The sequence below is a fragment of the Spirosoma sp. 209 genome, from assembly GCF_002006735.1.
GTDB lineage: Bacteria > Bacteroidota > Bacteroidia > Cytophagales > Spirosomataceae > Spirosoma > Spirosoma sordidisoli.
Genome location: NZ_MVEC01000002.1, coordinates 189924 through 208088, shown reverse-complemented (window position 1 = coordinate 208088; position 18165 = coordinate 189924). Strand labels below are relative to the sequence as shown.

The window sequence follows — 18165 nt, the reverse complement described above, 5'->3', positions numbered from 1 at the left end:
TCGTTCCGGTGAGCCAGACTACGCCCGGTTGCTTTACCGTCGTCAGGAGCGGTCGAAGCGGCTTAGCTGAAACGGGCTGATGTTGAACCCGGTCCGGCCCTCCAGGGCCAGCTCGGCCAGCACCTGCCCAACCGCGGCTGAGTGTTTGAAGCCATGTCCCGAGCAGGCCGAAGCCAATAGGACGTCGCGATGCTCGGGGTGCTGATCAATGATAAAGTCGCCGTCGGGCGTCATGGTGTAGAGGCAAACGACCGACTTCACGCACCGTGGCCCAATCCCGACGAAATTAGGCGCAACGTACTGCTCGTACATCTGCCGGGTTTCCGACTCGCTGACGGTCCGGTCTACCGTGTGCGGACTGGTGGCGTGCTCGTAGGTTTCTGTGGCCAGCTTGATCCCTCCCTCTGGGCCACCCACCGCCGGAAACCCGTATACATTCCGTTCGTTCAGGATAAACACCGGCAGGGCATCGGGTGTGTAGCGGGTATAGTCGCCTTCGATGCCGAACCAGTACAGCACCTGCCGGTTCACCGTCAGCAACTCGCGATACGGGGTCTGGCGCAGCGATTCGGTGATCCAGGAACCAGTTGTCAGGATTAGCTTCCGGCCGTGGTAGACCCCCTGATCCGTCTGTACCCGAATGCCGCCATCGGTGGCCGTAAACCCGAGCAGACGCTCCTGCGTACGAACGGTAGCGCCCTGCTGCCGGGCCTGTTCCAGCTGGGCAGTCACGCAGCGTTCCGGCCGCAGAAAACCGGCTTCTTCTTCAAAATACCCAATGTCGCCCGGTCGGTATCGGAACTGGGGAAACTGCTGCCGGAGCGACTTGGTATCCAGTACCTGGTGGGGAATGCCAAACTGCTCGGCGGCCCGGATGGTAGTGTCGAGCCAGCCCGGCTTATGATGCATAGCCACCGTTGAGTTCGGCTGCCCCACGAACAGCCCACCCGTACTGGTCAGCAGCTGATGACCGGTACGTTGCTCGAGGTCGCGCCAGATGGCATAGGAGCGCAGCGCCAGCGGTACAAAATGGGCACCTTCGCCAATGGCCTGCCGCGTTATTCGGGTATCGCCGTGGGTCGACCCCATCGTATGCGGGGGCGAAAACTGGTCAAAGCCCAGCACTCTAGGCGTATGGGCCGAGAGCTGGTAGAGGGCGGCACTGCCCATGGCGCCAAGCCCAACAACAATAGCATCGAAGATCATAGACTGTACTTAGGTGTGGGGGTGAGGTCATGGCCGCAGGGGCACAGGCCAGCCTGCCGGGCAAAAGTAGGGGTATGGGTTTGGTTGGGACGGTCTGTAGCCATAAAAATCAGCGGCTGGAGGACGCCCAACCGGTTCGTCTGGTATCCATTCTCAAAAGTAACAGGGATTGACTCATTTGTGACAGGCGCTCCGCCCGGTCTGGCCGACCTTTGATCTATCCAAAACGGACAAACCGATTCAACTCCATACAATCATGAAAACGCTCATCAAACCCCTGCTCGTTGCCTTTTCGCTGATCCTGATCAGCCTGACTGTTTCGCTGGCCGCTGGTAACCCCGGCCGTCGCCCCGCCCGCATCGCTACCTTCCAGAGCGGTGTCTATATCACCGCCGAAGGGAAAGTTAAAGTGGCTCTCGATAAACAAACCGGTGGCGCCGTTACGCTTCGACTGATGACCGCTGCCGGCCAGGAGCTATTTGCTCAACAGGTTGGCAAGAATCAGACGATGACCCGTATGCAGCTGGATGTGAGCAACCTGCCCGACGGTGCCTATCAGCTGGTTGTTTCCAACGGCGTAGACACCACGACTCACGAGCTGACGCTCGCTACCAAACAGCCGGTAGCCAGCCCCCGACGCGTTGTGCTGAACTAAACAGATAATCCGTCTGTAGCCTTTCCTCAGTAACCCGATTAACTACCTCAATCAAGACGGCACGGTCAGGGATCGTGCCGTCTGTGTATAAACCAGTCCGATGGTATAGCTATAGCTGGTCAAACGATTTTTGTGTAGTACATTGGCTCCGGGTTGGGCTTGTACACGCAGGACCGGCTTACCTTTCCCAACGAGCTTATTACGTGCTGCTAGCTGATCGATGAAGACCAAATTACTTCTGGTGGACGATGAAGCCGATCTGGCGGCTCTGTTTCGCCAGCGTTTCCGCCAGGCTATTCAAAAAGGAACCTACGAATTTGTCTTTAGCCAGGATGCGGAGGAGGCTCTGTCGATTCTGGAACAGCAGCCCGATATCGATCTGGTGCTGACGGATATCAACATGCCCGGCATGGATGGACTGACCCTGCTGGATCGCATAACCCGAACCAACCCGCTGCTGTGTACGGTCATGATCACCGCCTATGGCAACATGAATACCATCCGGACGGCGATGAACAGGGGGGCCTTCGACTTTATTACCAAACCCATCGACTTCGAAGACCTCGAAGCAACCCTCGTCAAAGCCACCCACCACGTTCGGCAGATGCGGGAGGCCCGGGAGCTGAAGCTCATGGACGAGGTGAAGACGCGCTTCTTTACCAACATCACCCATGAGCTGCGAACCCCACTGTCGCTGATCGTTTCCCCGGTCGATAAACTGCTGGAGACGGCAGACCTGCCCGACGGTTTGCGCGAGCAGCTGCTTACGGTGCGTCGGAATGCCCGCCAGAGCCTGCGCCTGATTGATCAGTTGCTGGCCATCGACCAGCTCGAAGCCCGGCAGGTAGAGCTGGTCGACCAGATCGGGGATCTGCCCGAATTTGTGGGGCAGGTCGTCGAGCTGTTCCGCCCCTCAACGGCGACAAAAAATCTGCAGCTAGTGTACGAGACCGACCTGCCCGCGGGGAGCTACCGGTTCGACGCCGGCAAATGGGAAACGATCCTGTTCAACCTGCTGACCAACGCCATTCGATTCACCGACGTTGGCTCGATAACCGTTTCGCTCCGGCAAACGACCACGGGCGTTCGCCTGACGGTTCGCGATACCGGCATCGGCATCACGGCGCATAAGCTGCCCCATATCTTCGACCGTTTTTATCAGGGCGATAATCTGCGCATCCGGTCCAACGACAGTACCGGGATCAGCCTGGCGCTGGTACGCGAACTGACCCTGCGGCTGGGCGGGGCCATTGAAGTCGACAGCCAGATTGATGGGCCTAACGGCGAGTCGGGTACGGTGTTCGTGCTGGATTTACCCGTTCAGCGCACGAGCGAAGCGCTGGCAACTCCGGCGGCCATAGTCCCCGACCTGGTGATCGACCTGCCGGCCCTACCCGGCAGCGCAGCTAAAAAACCGGCCACCAGCGGTGCTGAGTCGACCCCGCTGGTCCTGGTCGTTGAAGACAATGCCGAACTGCGCGAATTCATGACGACCGAACTGGCTACGAGCTACCGCGTACGGTCGGCGGCTAACGGCTACGATGGCTGGGTTCTGGCCAAAGAAGAGCTACCGGCGATCGTGATTACCGATCTGATGATGCCCCGGCTGGACGGCTACGACCTGATTGAGCGGCTGAAGTCCGATCCGGCCACGGATCATATTGCGGTTGTGTTGCTTACGGCCAGCGTCGGCGAGGAGCAGCGACTGCGGGGACTGAGCCTGGGCGCCGACGATTTCCTGGCCAAACCGTTTCACCTGGGCGAACTGCGGCTGCGGCTGCGGAACCTGCTAAACAGCCAGCAACGCCTGCGGGAACATTACCGGCAGCAGCTGGCCCAACCCGATAGCGCCACGCCACTGGATACCGTCGGCGATCAGTTTCTCAAAAAGGTATACACGCTCATCGAAGAACATCTGGACGACTCTACCCTGAGTGTGGAATGGCTGGCCGACAAACTGGCCATGAGCCGGAAAGCGCTGTACCTGAAAATACATAACCTCACCCACCTCTCGCCCGTGGAGCTGATTCGGCAATACCGACTCCGCAAAGCCATCGACCTGCTGCGGCTGGGCCATAGCGCGGCCGAAACGGCGTATCTGGTGGGCTTTGAAACCCCGTCTTATTTCACGAAAGTGTTCCGGGAGTTTTATAAGCAGACGCCAACCGCTTACGTCAAAGGCTAACCGGAGGAGTTGAGCCCGCGGCACCGGTACGGCCCGGAGCGTTCTGATCGGTTACAGGGGCCTGGTGGCAAACGAGCGCTGGTACTGGAGGGGGCTCTTGCCGGTAATGTGCTTAAACTTTTTGTAGAAGCAGGTAAAATTATTAAACCCGCTTTCGTAACAAATTTGCTTGATACTCATGTTCGTGTTGATGAGGAGCTTGCAGGCATTGCCGATGCGGATCTCCAGCAGGAACTGCGTATACTGCTTGCCGGTTCGGGACCTGAAATAGCGGCAGAACGAATTCGGAACCAGGCCCGCCAGCGACGCTACATCGTCGAGCCGGATCTTTTCCTGAAAATGGTTGAGCGTGTAAGCGTAGATGGTGTTTATCCGCTCATGTTCCACCTCCGAGGCTTCGTGCTGGAAGCCCATCGACGCCAGCAGGCAGCTTTCGTCGGCCTGGCTGGCCGACAGCAGACACTCCATCAGCGCAATCAGCTGGTACGTTCCTTCGGCTTTATACAGCGTTTCCATCAGGCCGGCCACCCGCTGACCGGCCTCACCCGTGAGCCGGATGCCCCGCCGGGCCCGGTCCAGTACGGCTTTCAGCACCGCGTTCTCGGGAAGACTCAGAAACCGGTCGCCCCAGAAGTTTTCGGTGAAATGGATAACGGTCGAATAAGGTTGCTGGCTGGCTTCGGCCGCGTCGTCCCGGTCGTAGTGCCAGTAGTGAGGCAGGTTAGTGCCAACCAGCACCACATCTCCGGGGTGGAACCGGCGAATGTTATCGCCGACAAACTGGGTGCCACTTCCGCGGTGAAAGTGAATCAGCTCCACTTCAGTATGGCAGTGCCAGCGGCTGTTGATGTTGGGCAGGTGGTCACGCCGAACGCTGAACGATCGGTTGGGGGCTGTAGCGACCTGTAAACGTTGAGGCTTCATTACATTAGTACACGTAAAAACGGGTCTTAATGTTGTAAACAGGTTAAAATAGCTTACTATGTTGGTAATTTACTAATTAATCGGAAAAAAGAAATAGTAGTCCTTTGCGCTGGGGATCACAGCGCCCTTCTGTATGAAAACACTTACCTGCACCGCACCTGGTCAACTGGATTATCGAACCGACTTGCTGCCAGCGCTCCAGCCTGGGCGTGCGATCATCCGGATCACCCGAATCGGTATCTGCGGCACCGACCTGCATGCCTATGAGGGTACGCAGCCGTATTTCAGCTATCCGCGCGTGCTGGGACACGAACTGGCGGGCGAACTGGTCGATATCGACGGCGATACGGGCTTCGTTCCCGGCGAGGCCGTTACCATTATGCCGTACTTTCACTGCGGCCGCTGCATAGCCTGCCGGGTTGGCAAGACCAATTGCTGCGAACGGATGCAGGTTTGCGGGGTCCACATAGACGGCGGTATGACCGAATACCTGATGGTACCAGCTTACGCGCTGCTTCATGGCCACGGCCTGACCTACGACGAGCTGGCGCTGGTTGAGCCACTGGCTATCGGGGTGCATGGGCTTCGGCGGGCGGGCGTACAGGCGGGTGAGCATGTGCTGGTGGTCGGCGCGGGGCCCATCGGCCTGGGCATCATCGCGTTTGCGCAACTGGCCGGCGCGCAGGTAACAGCGCTGGACGTTAACGACAGCCGGCTTGGTTTTTGTCGGCAGCAGTTCGGACTAACCCGTACCGTTAACCCCCGCACCGAAGACGCTTTTCAGGCGATCAGTGCCTATACCGGCGGAGACATGCCCACGGTGATCATCGACGCTACCGGTAATCTGAAAGCCATTGAGCAGAGTTTCAGCTACATGGCCCACGGTGGTCGCTACGTACTGGTCGGTCTCCAGCGGCAACCCATCAGCTTCAGCCACCCTGAATTTCACAAACGGGAAGCCACCCTCATGAGCAGCCGCAACGCCACCCGCGCCGATTTCGATCAGGTCATCGACGCCATCCGGGCCGGTCATATCGATGCCTCCAGCTACATTACCCATCGGGTTCTGTTCGATCAGGTTGGTGACCAGTTCAGCAGCTGGCTCGATCCCGACACGGGCGTGATCAAAGCCATGGTGAGCCTACCCTGATCAATACAAACTGATTATTCGTAAACCCTTAATCCAGTATTTTAATGAACAGACGACACATCCTGAAGGGGATAGGGGGCCTGGTACCCAGCTGGTATTTGTCACAGCTGCCCGCCTGGGCACGCCCCGCTGCCTGGTCTGGCCCTGGCGAGCCAATGGCAACGGGAAAGTTCAAGCCCACCTGGGAGTCGCTCCGGCAGTATAGCGTACCCGACTGGTACCGCGATGCGAAGTTTGGTATATGGGCCCACTGGGGCGCCCAATGCCAGCCCGAACATGGCGACTGGTACGCACGATCGATGTACGACGAAGGCAGCAACGACTACAAGTTCCACATCGAGAAATACGGCCATCCCTCCAAAGCTGGTTTTAAGGACGTTATTCATCAGTGGAAAGCCGAAAACTGGAATCCTGATCAGTTACTGAGCCTCTACAAACGGGCCGGGGCGCAGTATTTCATGGCAATGGCGAATCACCACGACAATTTCGACAACTATGACAGCAAGTACCAGTCCTGGAACTCGACCCGGCTGGGGCCCAAGAAAGATATCATCGGGGGCTGGGCCCGGGCTGCGCGTCAGCATGGGCTTCGGTTTGGGGTCAGTATACACGCTGCCCATGCCTGGACCTGGTACGAAACCGCCCAGCGCGCCGACAAAAACGGGCCGCTGGCGGGCGTACCCTATGACGGGAAACTGACCAAAGCCGACGGAAAAGGTACCTGGTGGGAAGGCTACGACCCTCAGGAACTGTATGCCCAGAACCACGCCCTGAGCGAGGGAAGTGAAAAAACCAATACCATCCACCGGCAGTGGGAGTGGGGGAACGGCGCCAATGTACCGACGAGCGAGTACATCGAAAAATTCTACAACCGCACCGTTGACCTGATCAACAAGTACGAACCCGAGGTGGTCTATTTCGATGATACGGCGCTACCACTCTGGCCGGTCAGCGATGCGGGGCTGCGGATTGCGGCCCACCTGTACAACAGCAACATGAAGCGCCACGGTGGTAAGCTGGAAGCCGTTGTGAATGGTAAAATTCTGACGCCCGACCAGCAGAAATGCATGGTCTGGGACATTGAGCGCGGCCAGTCGAACCAGATCGAGCCCTTTGTCTGGCAAACCGACACCTGCATCGGGAGCTGGCACTACGACCGGCGCGTCTACGAGGGTAACCGGTACAAGACGCCCCAGACGGTGATTCATACCCTGGCCGATGTGGTCAGCAAAAACGGTAACCTCCTCCTGAGCGTACCTGTCCGCGCCGATGGCAGCATCGACGAAAAAGAAACGGCGGTGGTAGAAGGCATAGCCAGCTGGATGGCTGTCAATAAGGAAAGCATTTTCGGGACCCGTCCGTGGCGGGTATTTGGCGAAGGCCCCGCTCTCGAATCGGCCGCTCCGCTCAGTGCTCAGGGCTTTAACGAAGGAAAAGGAAAACCGTTTGGCCCCGAAGATATTCGGTTTACCCAGAAAGGAAACACCCTGTATGCGATTGTGATGGGATGGCCGGCCAGTGGTGTCGTGCGTATTAAAAACCTGGGCACCAACGCAGCCGCGGCCCGGGACCAATCCGTAAAACAGGTTGAACTGATGGGACATACCGGCCCATTGTCTATAAACCGAACGGCCGAAGCGCTGGAAGTAACGCTGCCAGCCCGTAAAACCGGCGACTATGCCCACTGCCTCCGGATCGTGTAAGTAAGGCGTAAATCATAAGTGGTTGAAAGCCGGCGAACAGTCTTGTTTGCTGGCTTTTTGTTTTGCTCAGGTATCGAAGGGCTTGTAGTGGGCGACTGACGAAGCTATGGGTAAGGTTTATAAGATTATTCCTACTTAACAAGGGTTAAATACTGTAAAAGGTTAAAATAACTTACTAATCAGATAATATATAAACCCTATAAATTAAGAAATACTTTTCCTTTGTATCGTTCTATTTAGAATTGACTTGTCTGGCCGGACTTTCTGATTATCAGTGTATTTCTTTCATGTGTTCTGTCCTGCCCAGGGGCGGATACTGCTTTCTATTTCAGGCCTTTTTTCACCTATCAACTTATGAAACAGCACGTTTTACGCGCCTGGAAATTGTCCGCGCTTCCGGCCTGTATACTATTCTTCGGAACAGGCAACGGTCTGTCGGTCTATGCCGCTTCTAACCATTCGGTCATGATAAACTCATCAACCTTGCAGGCTGACCGGCCTGTTACGGGGAAAATAACCGGTGATAACGGGGAAGCGTTGCCGGGGGTCAACATTCAGATCAAAGGCACTACCCGCGGTACTTCCAGCGATGCCAATGGCGCCTTTCGGCTGAGTATCCCCGACGAGACAGGGACGGTGCTGGTGTTCTCTTTTATCGGCTATGTGTCCCAGGAAATACCCATCGGCAATCAGTCTACGGTCGATGTAACCCTCAGGACCGACAGCAAATCACTCAATGAAGTGGTCGTCGTGGGCTACGGAACCCAGCGCAAAGCCGACCTGACGGGAGCCGTGTCGGCCATTTCAGCCGGTGATTTCGATAATACCATCAATACGAACGTGGGCCAGGCGCTGCAGGGTCGGGCTGCCGGAGTACAGGTTACCCAGAACACCGGCAAACCTGGCGACAATGCCATCATTCGCGTACGGGGCGTTGGCACGACTGGTAACAGCAATGCGTTGTACGTTATCGACGGCGTTATTACCGATGGCGGCATTGCCAATATCAACCCCGATGATATCGAGTCGATGACGGTACTGAAAGACGCGGCCTCGTCGGCTATTTACGGCGCCCGGGCCGCTAACGGAGTGGTGCTGATCACGACCAAACGAGGCAAAGCCGGGGTTGGGCGGGTTAGCTTTTCCATGTATTACGGCACCCAGAAAGCCTGGCGGTTGCCAAAGATGGCTAACGCACGCGAGTTTGCGACGTTACAGAACGAAGCCCGTCGAAACGCCGGTCTGGCTCCCTACTGGAATAACCCGGATTCGCTGGGAGTGGGTAACGATAAAATCGGGGAGATTTTCCAGACGGCTCCCATTCAGAACTACCATCTGTCGGTATCGGGTGGGTCCGAGAAATCGCAGTATTCCGTATCGCTGGGCTACTTCAATCAGGTCGGTATCGGCATTGGCGTGGGCTACGACCGGTACTCGCTGAACGTCACCTCAGACCATCAGGTGCTTAAAAAACTGCGATTCGGCAACAGCCTGTCGCTGACGCGCGGTAACCAGACCAGCGGCCAGTGGAACGAGACCTTCGTGAACGCCATTCGGTTCTCGCCCACGATTCCGAAATATATGCCCGATGGGAACTATGGCTATGCTACCCTGCCCGGCGAACAGATCGGATACCTTTCGTCGCTCGGGAGCGCCTACCTGTTTCAGAACGACCTGGCCCGCTACCGGTTGCTCGGCAATGTGTACGGCGAATATCAGTTTACTCCTGAACTGAAGTTTCGGGCTACCATCGGTACTGACATCATCTTTGAGAACGGCACCAATTTCGTACCTACCTACGCGTTCGGCGGTCGAACCAATACGGTCAATTCGCTCGACCGGTCCAATGTCATCAACCTGACGTGGCTCAACGAAAACCTCCTCTCGTACGATAAGAAAATCGGTAAACACGGTATTTCGGCGCTGGCCGGTATCACTCAGCAGTCTAACCGCTTCGAGAATTTCACGGCCCACCGCGAGAGTTTCCCCAATAATGACATTCGGGTGCTGGACGCGGGTGCGCTGAACGACCGGGCCCGGGGAAGCGCATCCGAATGGTCGATTCGGTCGTTTCTGAGCCGGGTTAATTACAACTATGACGAGAAGTACCTGCTCTCAGCCAACCTCCGGGTCGATGGGTCGTCGCGCTTTGGGGCGGGTAATCGGTATGGGGTGTTCCCGTCTTTCGCGGCCGGCTGGCGTATTTCGGGTGAGCCGTTTATGGAAAATGTGCGGCTGATTAACGACCTGAAGCTGCGGGCCAGCTGGGGCCAGCTCGGTAACCAGGAGATCGGGCTGTACTCGTTCACGACGGGTCTGAACCTGGGTCAGAACTACGTGCTCGGCAGCGGCCAGACGGTGGCGCCGGGGGTAGCTCCCACGGCACTGGGAAACCCGGATATCCGGTGGGAAACTACTACGATGCAGGATATTGGTGTTGACCTGGCCCTGCTCAACAACCGGGTGTCGGTAACGGCCGACTACTTCATTAAGGATACCCGCGACATGCTGGTGCAGGTGCCTATTCCGGGGACTACGGGGGTTACCACCGCGCCGTACCAGAACGTGGGGGCCGTGCGTAACTCGGGCTTCGAGCTGGCCGTCACCTACCGGCAAAACGCAGGTCCGTTTCGCTGGGACGTGAGCGCCAATATGGGAGCCATTAAGAACCGGGTGATCTCGCTGGCGGGTCTGCCCATTATCTCGGGCGTGTTCAAAACCGCCGAGGGGCAGCCGATCAACTCCATATTCGGCTATGTGCAGGAGGGTATTTTCCAGAATCAGGCCGAGATTGACGGTCACGCCCGGCAGCAGAATGCCCAGCCCGGCGACATCAAATGGAAAGATATAAACGGTGATGGCATCATCAATGACCTTGACCGTGACTATATCGGTAATACCATTCCGCGCCTGTCGTACGGTCTGACGGCCAATGCCAGCTACAAAGGGTTCGACCTGAGCATTTTTGTGCAGGGCATTCAGGGGCGTGAACTCTACCTCGACGGAACCGGTGGTCGACGGCTCATGGACAACTTCGACAACACAACCGCCGATTACCTGAGCCGCTGGACCGGACCGGGAACCAGTAACCGCGTGCCCCGGCTGGTTTGGGGCGACCCCAGCAACAACCGGCGTACGTCTAGTTTCTGGGTATATGACGCCAGTTACATGCGGATACGTAACCTGCAGCTGGGATATACCCTGCCGAAAGGGACGCTGGGATTGGGTCGGCTGCGGGTGTACGCCAGCTGCCAGAACCTGCTGACACTTACGCCTTATCCCTGGTTCGACCCGGAAGTGGGGGCGGGTATCGATAATAACTTCACCGACCTGATGACCTATCCGCAGCCCCGTACCATCCTGGGCGGTATCAACATCGATTTTTAACGGGTTCCCCAACCATAATCTCTATGAAAAAGATACTCGTAGCAGCCGCACTCTGCCTGGCCGGTTGCCAGAATGATTTCCTGGAAAAACAACCGCTGAATGCGGTGACGGCCGATAACTTTTACCAGACTGCCGACGATGCAGTCCGGGCCATCAACGCGGCTTACAAGCCACTGATGTACAATGGCGTTGGTCAGTTTGGTCTTGCCTATTACGGCAATAACCAGGCGGGCGATTCAAATACCTATGGCGATGATGCCAACTGGGTAGCGATCGAGAATTTTACCGTAAATGCCGATAATCCGGCCGTCAGAAGCTCCTGGACATCGTTGTATCAGGTCGTATTCCGGGCCAACCTGGTGCTCGAACGGGTGCCTGCCATCGCGATGGACGCCAGCCTGAAAGCGCGGATTCTGGCCGAAGCGTCGTTTTTGCGGGGGCTGTCGTATCACTACCTGGTGCTGCTTTTCGGCGACGTACCGCTGATTACCAAACCGCAGTTCAACGCCAGCGAATTTCTGGTGTCGAGAACCCCCGCCGATCAGGTATATGCGCAGATCGTCGCCGATTTTCAGGCAGCCGAGAAAAGCCTGCCGCTTACCTACGCTGCCGCTGATCTGGGGCGGGCTACGCAGGGAGCAGCCAGGGCGTTTCTGGCCAAAGTTTACCTGTACCGGAAGCAATGGGCCGAAGCCGCCAGCAAGGTGAAAGAAGTTGTCGATTCACGCGCCTATAGCCTAACAGATCGTTACTTCGACAATTTCGAACTGGCTACGGAAAACAACCGGGAGTCTATTTTCGAGATTCAGTATGCCTCGTTTCTGGGCGGTCTGGGCAACGCGACCAACAACTACGACGCGCCCCGTGGCTCGGGCTTCACGCTGGACGGCGGCTACGGCTGGGCACAGCCTACCCAGAACTTTGTAAGCTCGTTTGCGGCTAACGATCCCCGGAAAGGCTTCACAATTTTTCAGGCGGGCGATGTGTTTCAGGGAATTACGTTCAATCCGGCTTCGTCATCGACTGGCTACGGCTCGCGTAAGTACGTAGTGGGTAAAGGAGCGAACATCGGCCGAAGCGACGACCCGAAAAATTTCATCCTGATGCGGTATGCCGATTTGTTGCTGATGTATGCCGAAGCCCTGAATGAGTCGGGCAAAACGGCAGAAGCGCTGGCGCCTATCAATCAGGTACGGGCCCGTCCGGACGTCAGGCTGCCGGCCCTGAGTTCGTCACTTTCGCAGGTCCAGCTTCGGCAGGCAATCAAAGATGAACGCCGGGTAGAGTTGGGTATGGAAGGTCACCGCTGGTTCGATCTGGTACGGTGGGGCGATGCTGCGGCTTTCATGCGCTCGATTGGCAAAACTAACTTCCGGGAAGGAATCAGCGAGCGCTTCCCCATTCCTCAGGCCGAGCGGGATGTCAACCCTAATCTGACCCAAAATACAGGCTATTAACCCCCGCGCCGGTTGATGACCAGGTGATCGGCCTCTTCGGTTCAAAATAGTATTACTTACAGCATTGATACTACTGCTGAATTGGTTAGTAATCAGTATGTTGTATAAACATGTAAACTTTTTTTCACATAAAAAACCGCCTTATTTTCGAAAATAAGGCGGTTTTTTATGTTTTGTAAATTTATTTTGTGACTCTTAAAAACTACTTTATGGATCCATTCGTAAGTATTGAGTAACAAAATAAGTTTATTGAAGACCTATACCTATCTGCACCATGGCAACACGTCCAACGATCTTTGTTAACCACAAACCTGGTGATCTCTACTTTACTGTTAGCTTCCGCAACGACCCTCATTTAACCACTCAGATCGGCAACCTCGAAGGCGCTTTGTGGAACGGCGCCTACTGGGAAGTGCCCGTTTTTGCCCCAACCAAACGCCTGCTCGACGGCAAAATGATGCCGGTCAATCAACTAAAAATGGTTGTCGATCGTCGCCGTCTGCCGGGGCTCATGAGCTACCCCGTCGATTTCACAAAACTGTAACTACTGGAGCTCAAACAGCAACAGCACCTCTCCGCCCAGTTCGATCTGGTCGCCCGACTGAAGCGGGTAAACCAGGGTGGCGATATCTGCCCGCTCGATGGTATCATCCGGGTGAATAATCTTGGTTTTATTACCACTGGCGGGCAAGCCGCCCGGATCGACCAGCAGGGCGTAGCGCCGTTGAACGCTATCGTAGCGGATCGACGCGTGGGCCCGGCTAACGGCGCCATTGCCCTTTCCTCGCTGCGCGTCGAAATCGGGATCGTCGTCATTGACGATAACGATATCGTTGGTGCGAACCCGGCCCGAGTTAGTCTGGGTAGTCTGTCCGCGTCCAATACAGAAGCTGGTTTGCCGGGTGGGATCGAGGAGGTATTCAGGCTGCCTTGTCTGGCCCACCAGGGTGATGAGTTTGCCCAGTACGGGCGAATCGTCAGGTTTCGAGCTATCGACGATGAACAGGCTGATGTTGCCGTCGCGGTAGGTGCTGGCAGGCAGCTCGTCGGCGAAGAAGGTATAATCGAACAGCCAGTTTTTGGGCAGTGTGATGTAGTTGTCGGCCAGTTGTCGGCTCAGTTCCTGCTGAAATTTCCCCGGCTGGCTGGCCCATAATGCCACCTTGTACAAGGCCTGTTCTTCCGGATCGCTGCTCAGGATACCCAGCCGAATGCCGACGGGAACCGTATCCGGCTCGTTCTGATAGATCCGTAGTTTGCTGACAATAAACCGGATCAGCTGCTCCCGACGCTGAGCTGCGGGCGGAGGCCCGGCAGGTGCGGGCACAGGGTGGGCAGCAACCGGTTTGTCCGGCAATGGAGACTCCGTTGTTAGGGTAGCCGTGGGGCGCGACCCGGGGGAGCCGAACCCGAACCAGTTTTTTAGGTTTTCCAGTAGACTCATCGCAGTAAGGTATCGTTGGCCCGGCCCGCCGGATTGGTCGGGGAGCTGTTAGTCAGGTTTATAGGTTAAAAACTCCCCAGGTAATTCCGCTGGTTCAGGATCGGTGCCACTACCTCGTTGGCTAGCTGCACGGCATCGGCCGACGACTCACCCAGCTCGATCCGTATGGCCGTGACGGTATGCGAACGGCCGTTGGGAGTCGGGGCAAAAAAAACGTACCAGCCGTCGTTCTGCTGCTCGCCCTGCACGATGCGTTCGGGGGTGCCAGTCTTACCGGCTACCCGGGCCACACTGATTTTAGCCCGTCCGCCCGGATTCGATTGTTCGATCATGAACGAGGTCAGTTGCTGAGCATAGTCGGCCTGTCGGGCCAGGGGTTTGGCGGGGAGCAGGGGTTGTGACTTGCCGGCCCGTTTCAGCACGTAGCGCGAGGGTTGCATGCGCCCGTTGTTGGCGATAGCCGCTGCCATCCGGGCCAGCGACGCGGGCGTTGAGGTCAGTTTTCCCTGTCCCCAGGCCAGCCCCGAAAACTCGCTGCGGTACCGGCGGGGGTACCGGGTGCTCTGGTATAAGTTACGCCGAACGACAAACGACGAGTCGCGCCAGTGCTGCCGTATCTGTTGCTGCTCGGCTTCGGTATGCGTATCCGCGAACGAATAGCCCCCCATCAGGTCGACATTCATCCCCGTAGCCAGGTAAAGGTCGGCGAGTTCGCTGTCGAGGGCGTTGTCGTTGGCGGCCCGGATAAAGTAAACGTTGCTTGACCGGACAATAGCCCGGCGCATGTCGACGGTTTCACCGCAGGGTTCCGATTCCCGCGTGCCGCGCCGGATGATCTCCGCGCACGAAATGGGGTAACTGACTTCAGACGCCGACGTGCCCAGCTTGTTGAACGCGGCCATTGCCGTCAGGATCTTGGCGGTTGAGCCGGGGGCGGTAGCGTAGGTCATACCCAGGTCGCGTTCGGTGACCAGATAGGGCAGTTTGAGCCGATCCCGATCGGGTAACAGCATCGTTTCGGGCGTTTTCAGGTTCGGCAGCGGGTACATGGCCGATGCCAGCACATCGCCCGATGCCGCATCCATCACCACAACCGACAGCCGTTTGGTCGTAAAGGCCGACTGGGCGAGGGCCTTTTGCAGACTAACCTGTAATTCGGCGTTGACACTCAGGTGCAAGTCGCGATTGCGGGCTTTGCGCTGCGCCACCTCGCGGCTGTCGATACCTGCCCTCAGGGCCGGGGCCAGCTCCCGATAGTCATATACCGATAGCGTGCGGGTTTGCTGGACCGATGGGCTGAACCGGTCGGCGCGGTAGCGGGTGGCGACCAGGGTTGTTTTGCGGGGTCGGCTGTTGAAGCCGCGCAACTCGCTGAAGTGGGTCGCTTCGGCATAGTAGCCGTTGCTCTGACCCCAGAAAAGCTGGGTATTGAGGTCGCCGGTCCAGAAAAAAAGCTGCTCGCCAAACGGGTAATAGCGTTGCAGCCGTTTCTGGGTCAGGCGGGACAGCTCCTCGGGGGCCAGCCCGCTCTGCCGCAGCCGGGCGCGCTGCTGGTTGATCAGTTGCGGTGAGCTGGTGGCCAGGACCAGCCCATTCCGGTCGTAGAGCGTACCTGAAGCCAGCACGCGCGTTAGCCGCTCGATTCGGGGGTTGTAGCTATAGACCGGATCGCCGGTGCGGGTAACGACCCGGGCGGGCCGCACAATGTACTCGTCGCCCCGCCAGCCGATAACCGGCATTAGCCTGCCGATCAGGATGACTACTCCCAGCAAAAAACCGGCGATACCGGCCATCAGTACTACGTCATACTGTTTCTCCAGATACTGCCGCTGTTCGGCCTGGCCGGGTCGGTTGGCCACGCTGAAAACGACCCCCATGGCCAGCAGGTTGATAATCAGGGATATTTTGCCATAACTCAGAAACGGTACGCTAATGCCGGTCAGGGGCAGTAGCCCGAGCGATCCGCTGGCGATGATCAGAAACTGGATGCCGGTCGAGATGGCGATACCAGCTACCAGGAAAAAGCTGAACGGCTGACCAGCCCGACGGGCGTGCAGAAAGAGTCGATGGAGCAGCAGCCCCATCAGCAGAAATACGGCAATGACGCCCAGCCCGCCCAGCTCTTCGCCTACGCTGGGCAGTATCATATCGGTATGGGCGGCTGGCATGGCATTGGCAAATCCTTTGCCGAGACCCTGCCCGGTCCAGCCACCCGATGCCAGGGTCCAGAAGCTATGGGCCAGATGATCGCCCCCGTACACGTCGTTGTCCCAGGGGTTGAGCCACATGGCTTTTCGGTCGGCCAGCCGGTCGCCCACGAAAGGCAGCTGATCGCCGAAGGTGAACATGGCCATGACGAGCAGCAGCAATACCGGGGCCTCAGTCAGCAAAGCGCCCCAGCCCAGTGCCGTCCGCGACCGCGCTTCGCCCTGCCAGACCATGTAGACCACCAGAGCCGCCAGGGTCAAGAGCGTTGCCAGACTGCCCGGTAAAAACCATAGCGCGACGCCGTAGCCCAGCCCGGTGGCCAGGGTCAGGGGGAGGTTACCGCGGGCAATGCTGTAGAAAAGCAGAAAGGTAAAGCACACAACCAGCGCTGGCCCCATGTCGCCCAGCAGCAGGTACAGCAGCATAAGAATCCCGGCTCCGGCCAGCGCGCCGGCGCTCACGGCAAATCGCCAGCGCAGGTCGGGCAGTTGCCGAAGCTGCTGCTCATGGGCTGCGAAGAACCCGGCAAAAAACAGCAGGAGCAGGTATTTGGTGATTTCGCTGGGCTGAAACGTCAACCCCAGCACCGACAGGTTAACCCGAACGCCACTGCCTTCTGGCCCCGACCCGATCAGCAGGGTAAGGAACGCCAGCCCCAGCGCCAGAACCAGCCAGGTCCAGCCCGACAGCCGCACCGACGACCGGCTTCGGAACGTAACCAGCCAGTCAAACCGCCAGTCGGCGTAAAAACGACCCACATTCAGCTGCGACAGAACCGCCATGCCGGCCAGTCCGGCGGCTACGCCCTGTAGCGTTTGCCAGGCGTAGAGCATATCCTGCACCGGGTCCTGAATGGCCAGCAGCGTCAGTATCGAAATGCCCGTCAGCAGCATCAGCACGGGTAGCAGCAGCGGGTCGGGCGCAAACCGCCGGAGCGACCAGAACCCCTGAACGGCCCAGAACGCCAGCAGAAACAGGCCGGCTATGGCCCAGAACTGAGCGGTGAAGGCCGAGGGCGTTCGTACCGTAAAGGCATGATCGGTCTTGAGCTGGCCGTAAACGATAGAGCCAATGAGCCGGAGCTGATGTGGTCGGCCGGTAAACGAAAACTGCGGATCGCGGCTGAGCCGGCTGGTTCCTTTGCGGCTCCCGAACTCAAACCCGGGTTTCATCGGCACCACGCTGTAGCCCGATCCGTCGGTCAGACCCGTGAAGGAAAACTGGCCGTCGGTATCGGTTCGGGCGTAGGTGAAGCGGTCGGGCAGGGTATCGGGGCGGGCCGTGGCGGGGTGTTGCCTGAGCTGCACCAGTACGCCGGCCATCGGCTGGTCGTCGCGCAGAACCCGGCCCGACAGGCCTACCGTGCCTGTACCGGCACTGACGCTAGCTGCATACGGGCGCGGACTGGTTTGTTCCTGCCGGTATAATACCGAATCGAACCCCATCTGCTGGCGGGATGCCTGGAGCCGACTCTGAAAATCGACCCCGCCAATCCGGCTGCGCCAGGCCACGGGAGCCAGCACGGCGAACTGTCGTTTGTTGATCGCTCCCAGATTCTCGGGCGCACCGTACTGGTTGAGTTTGGTAGCCAGCGAATCGGCAACCAGCGCTCTGTCTTTTGGATCGGTATAGTAGTTGCCGCTATTGAGCAACCGCTGGATAGCGGCCGGTTTCAGGCCGGGCGTCAGGGTGAGGGCCTGCCCGCTGGCCAGGGCGTCGGTGGCGTGGTTCAGGTCAGGGTACAGGTTCAGATACAGCCGGGCAAACAGCAGCAGGAGCATGCCGGAAGCACCGAGCAGATACAAACGTCCTGACGAAGGGGAAGCTGGGGTCATACAGTCAAACG

11 protein-coding genes are annotated in these 18165 nt (G+C 57.9%); 7 read left to right on the top strand and 4 right to left on the bottom strand.

What is annotated here, in order from left to right:
• Nucleotides 1-42 precede the first annotated feature (42 nt).
• Nucleotides 43-1206 (bottom strand): N-methyl-L-tryptophan oxidase, encoded by a 1164-nt coding sequence (solA, locus tag B1C80_RS04090; protein WP_077919792.1) that lies wholly within the window; start codon nucleotides 1204-1206, stop codon nucleotides 43-45.
• Nucleotides 1207-1462: 256 nt separating this feature from the next.
• Here solA and B1C80_RS04085 point away from each other — a divergent pair, with 256 nt between their 5' ends.
• On the top strand, nucleotides 1463-1861 hold the full coding sequence (locus B1C80_RS04085) for a hypothetical protein (protein ID WP_077919791.1): 399 nt from the start codon (nucleotides 1463-1465) through the stop codon (nucleotides 1859-1861).
• A 220-nt stretch (nucleotides 1862-2081) separates the two neighbouring features.
• Nucleotides 2082-4046, top strand: coding sequence for a response regulator (locus tag B1C80_RS04080; protein WP_077919790.1), 1965 nt, complete (start codon nucleotides 2082-2084; stop codon nucleotides 4044-4046).
• A 51-nt stretch (nucleotides 4047-4097) separates the two neighbouring features.
• Here the strand turns inward: B1C80_RS04080 and B1C80_RS04075 are convergent, their stop codons facing one another.
• Nucleotides 4098-4970, bottom strand: coding sequence for an AraC family transcriptional regulator (locus B1C80_RS04075; RefSeq protein ID WP_077919789.1), 873 nt, complete (start codon nucleotides 4968-4970; stop codon nucleotides 4098-4100).
• 133 nt (nucleotides 4971-5103) lie between these two features.
• On the opposite strand from B1C80_RS04075, the gene B1C80_RS04070 reads away from it, so the two are divergent.
• From B1C80_RS04070 to B1C80_RS04050, 5 genes are all read left to right on the top strand, one after another.
• Nucleotides 5104-6120, top strand: a complete 1017-nt coding sequence (locus B1C80_RS04070) for a zinc-binding alcohol dehydrogenase family protein (RefSeq protein ID WP_077919788.1) — start codon at nucleotides 5104-5106, stop codon at nucleotides 6118-6120.
• Nucleotides 6121-6164: 44 nt separating this feature from the next.
• The gene (locus B1C80_RS04065) at nucleotides 6165-7823 is read left to right on the top strand and encodes an alpha-L-fucosidase (RefSeq protein WP_077919787.1); all 1659 of its coding nucleotides are present in this window, start codon (nucleotides 6165-6167) and stop codon (nucleotides 7821-7823) included.
• Between the two features lie 354 nt (nucleotides 7824-8177).
• On the top strand, nucleotides 8178-11210 hold the full coding sequence (locus B1C80_RS04060) for a TonB-dependent receptor (RefSeq protein ID WP_077919786.1): 3033 nt from the start codon (nucleotides 8178-8180) through the stop codon (nucleotides 11208-11210).
• A 23-nt stretch (nucleotides 11211-11233) separates the two neighbouring features.
• Nucleotides 11234-12667 carry a RagB/SusD family nutrient uptake outer membrane protein gene (locus B1C80_RS04055; RefSeq protein WP_077919785.1) on the top strand — a complete coding sequence of 478 codons (1434 nt, stop codon included), beginning with the start codon at nucleotides 11234-11236 and terminating at the stop codon, nucleotides 12665-12667.
• A gap of 274 nt (nucleotides 12668-12941) precedes the next feature.
• The gene (locus B1C80_RS04050; protein WP_077919784.1) at nucleotides 12942-13211 is read left to right on the top strand and encodes a hypothetical protein; all 270 of its coding nucleotides are present in this window, start codon (nucleotides 12942-12944) and stop codon (nucleotides 13209-13211) included.
• On the opposite strand, the gene B1C80_RS04045 is transcribed toward B1C80_RS04050, so the two are convergent.
• Together B1C80_RS04045 and B1C80_RS04040 are read right to left on the bottom strand one after the other, a co-directional pair.
• Entirely contained in the window at nucleotides 13212-14111 is a 900-nt protein-coding gene (locus B1C80_RS04045) for an FHA domain-containing protein (RefSeq protein WP_077919783.1), read from the bottom strand. It abuts the gene before it with no gap.
• 65 nt (nucleotides 14112-14176) lie between these two features.
• Entirely contained in the window at nucleotides 14177-18154 is a 3978-nt protein-coding gene (locus B1C80_RS04040; RefSeq protein ID WP_077919782.1) for an FtsW/RodA/SpoVE family cell cycle protein, read from the bottom strand.
• Nucleotides 18155-18165: the final 11 nt, after the last annotated feature.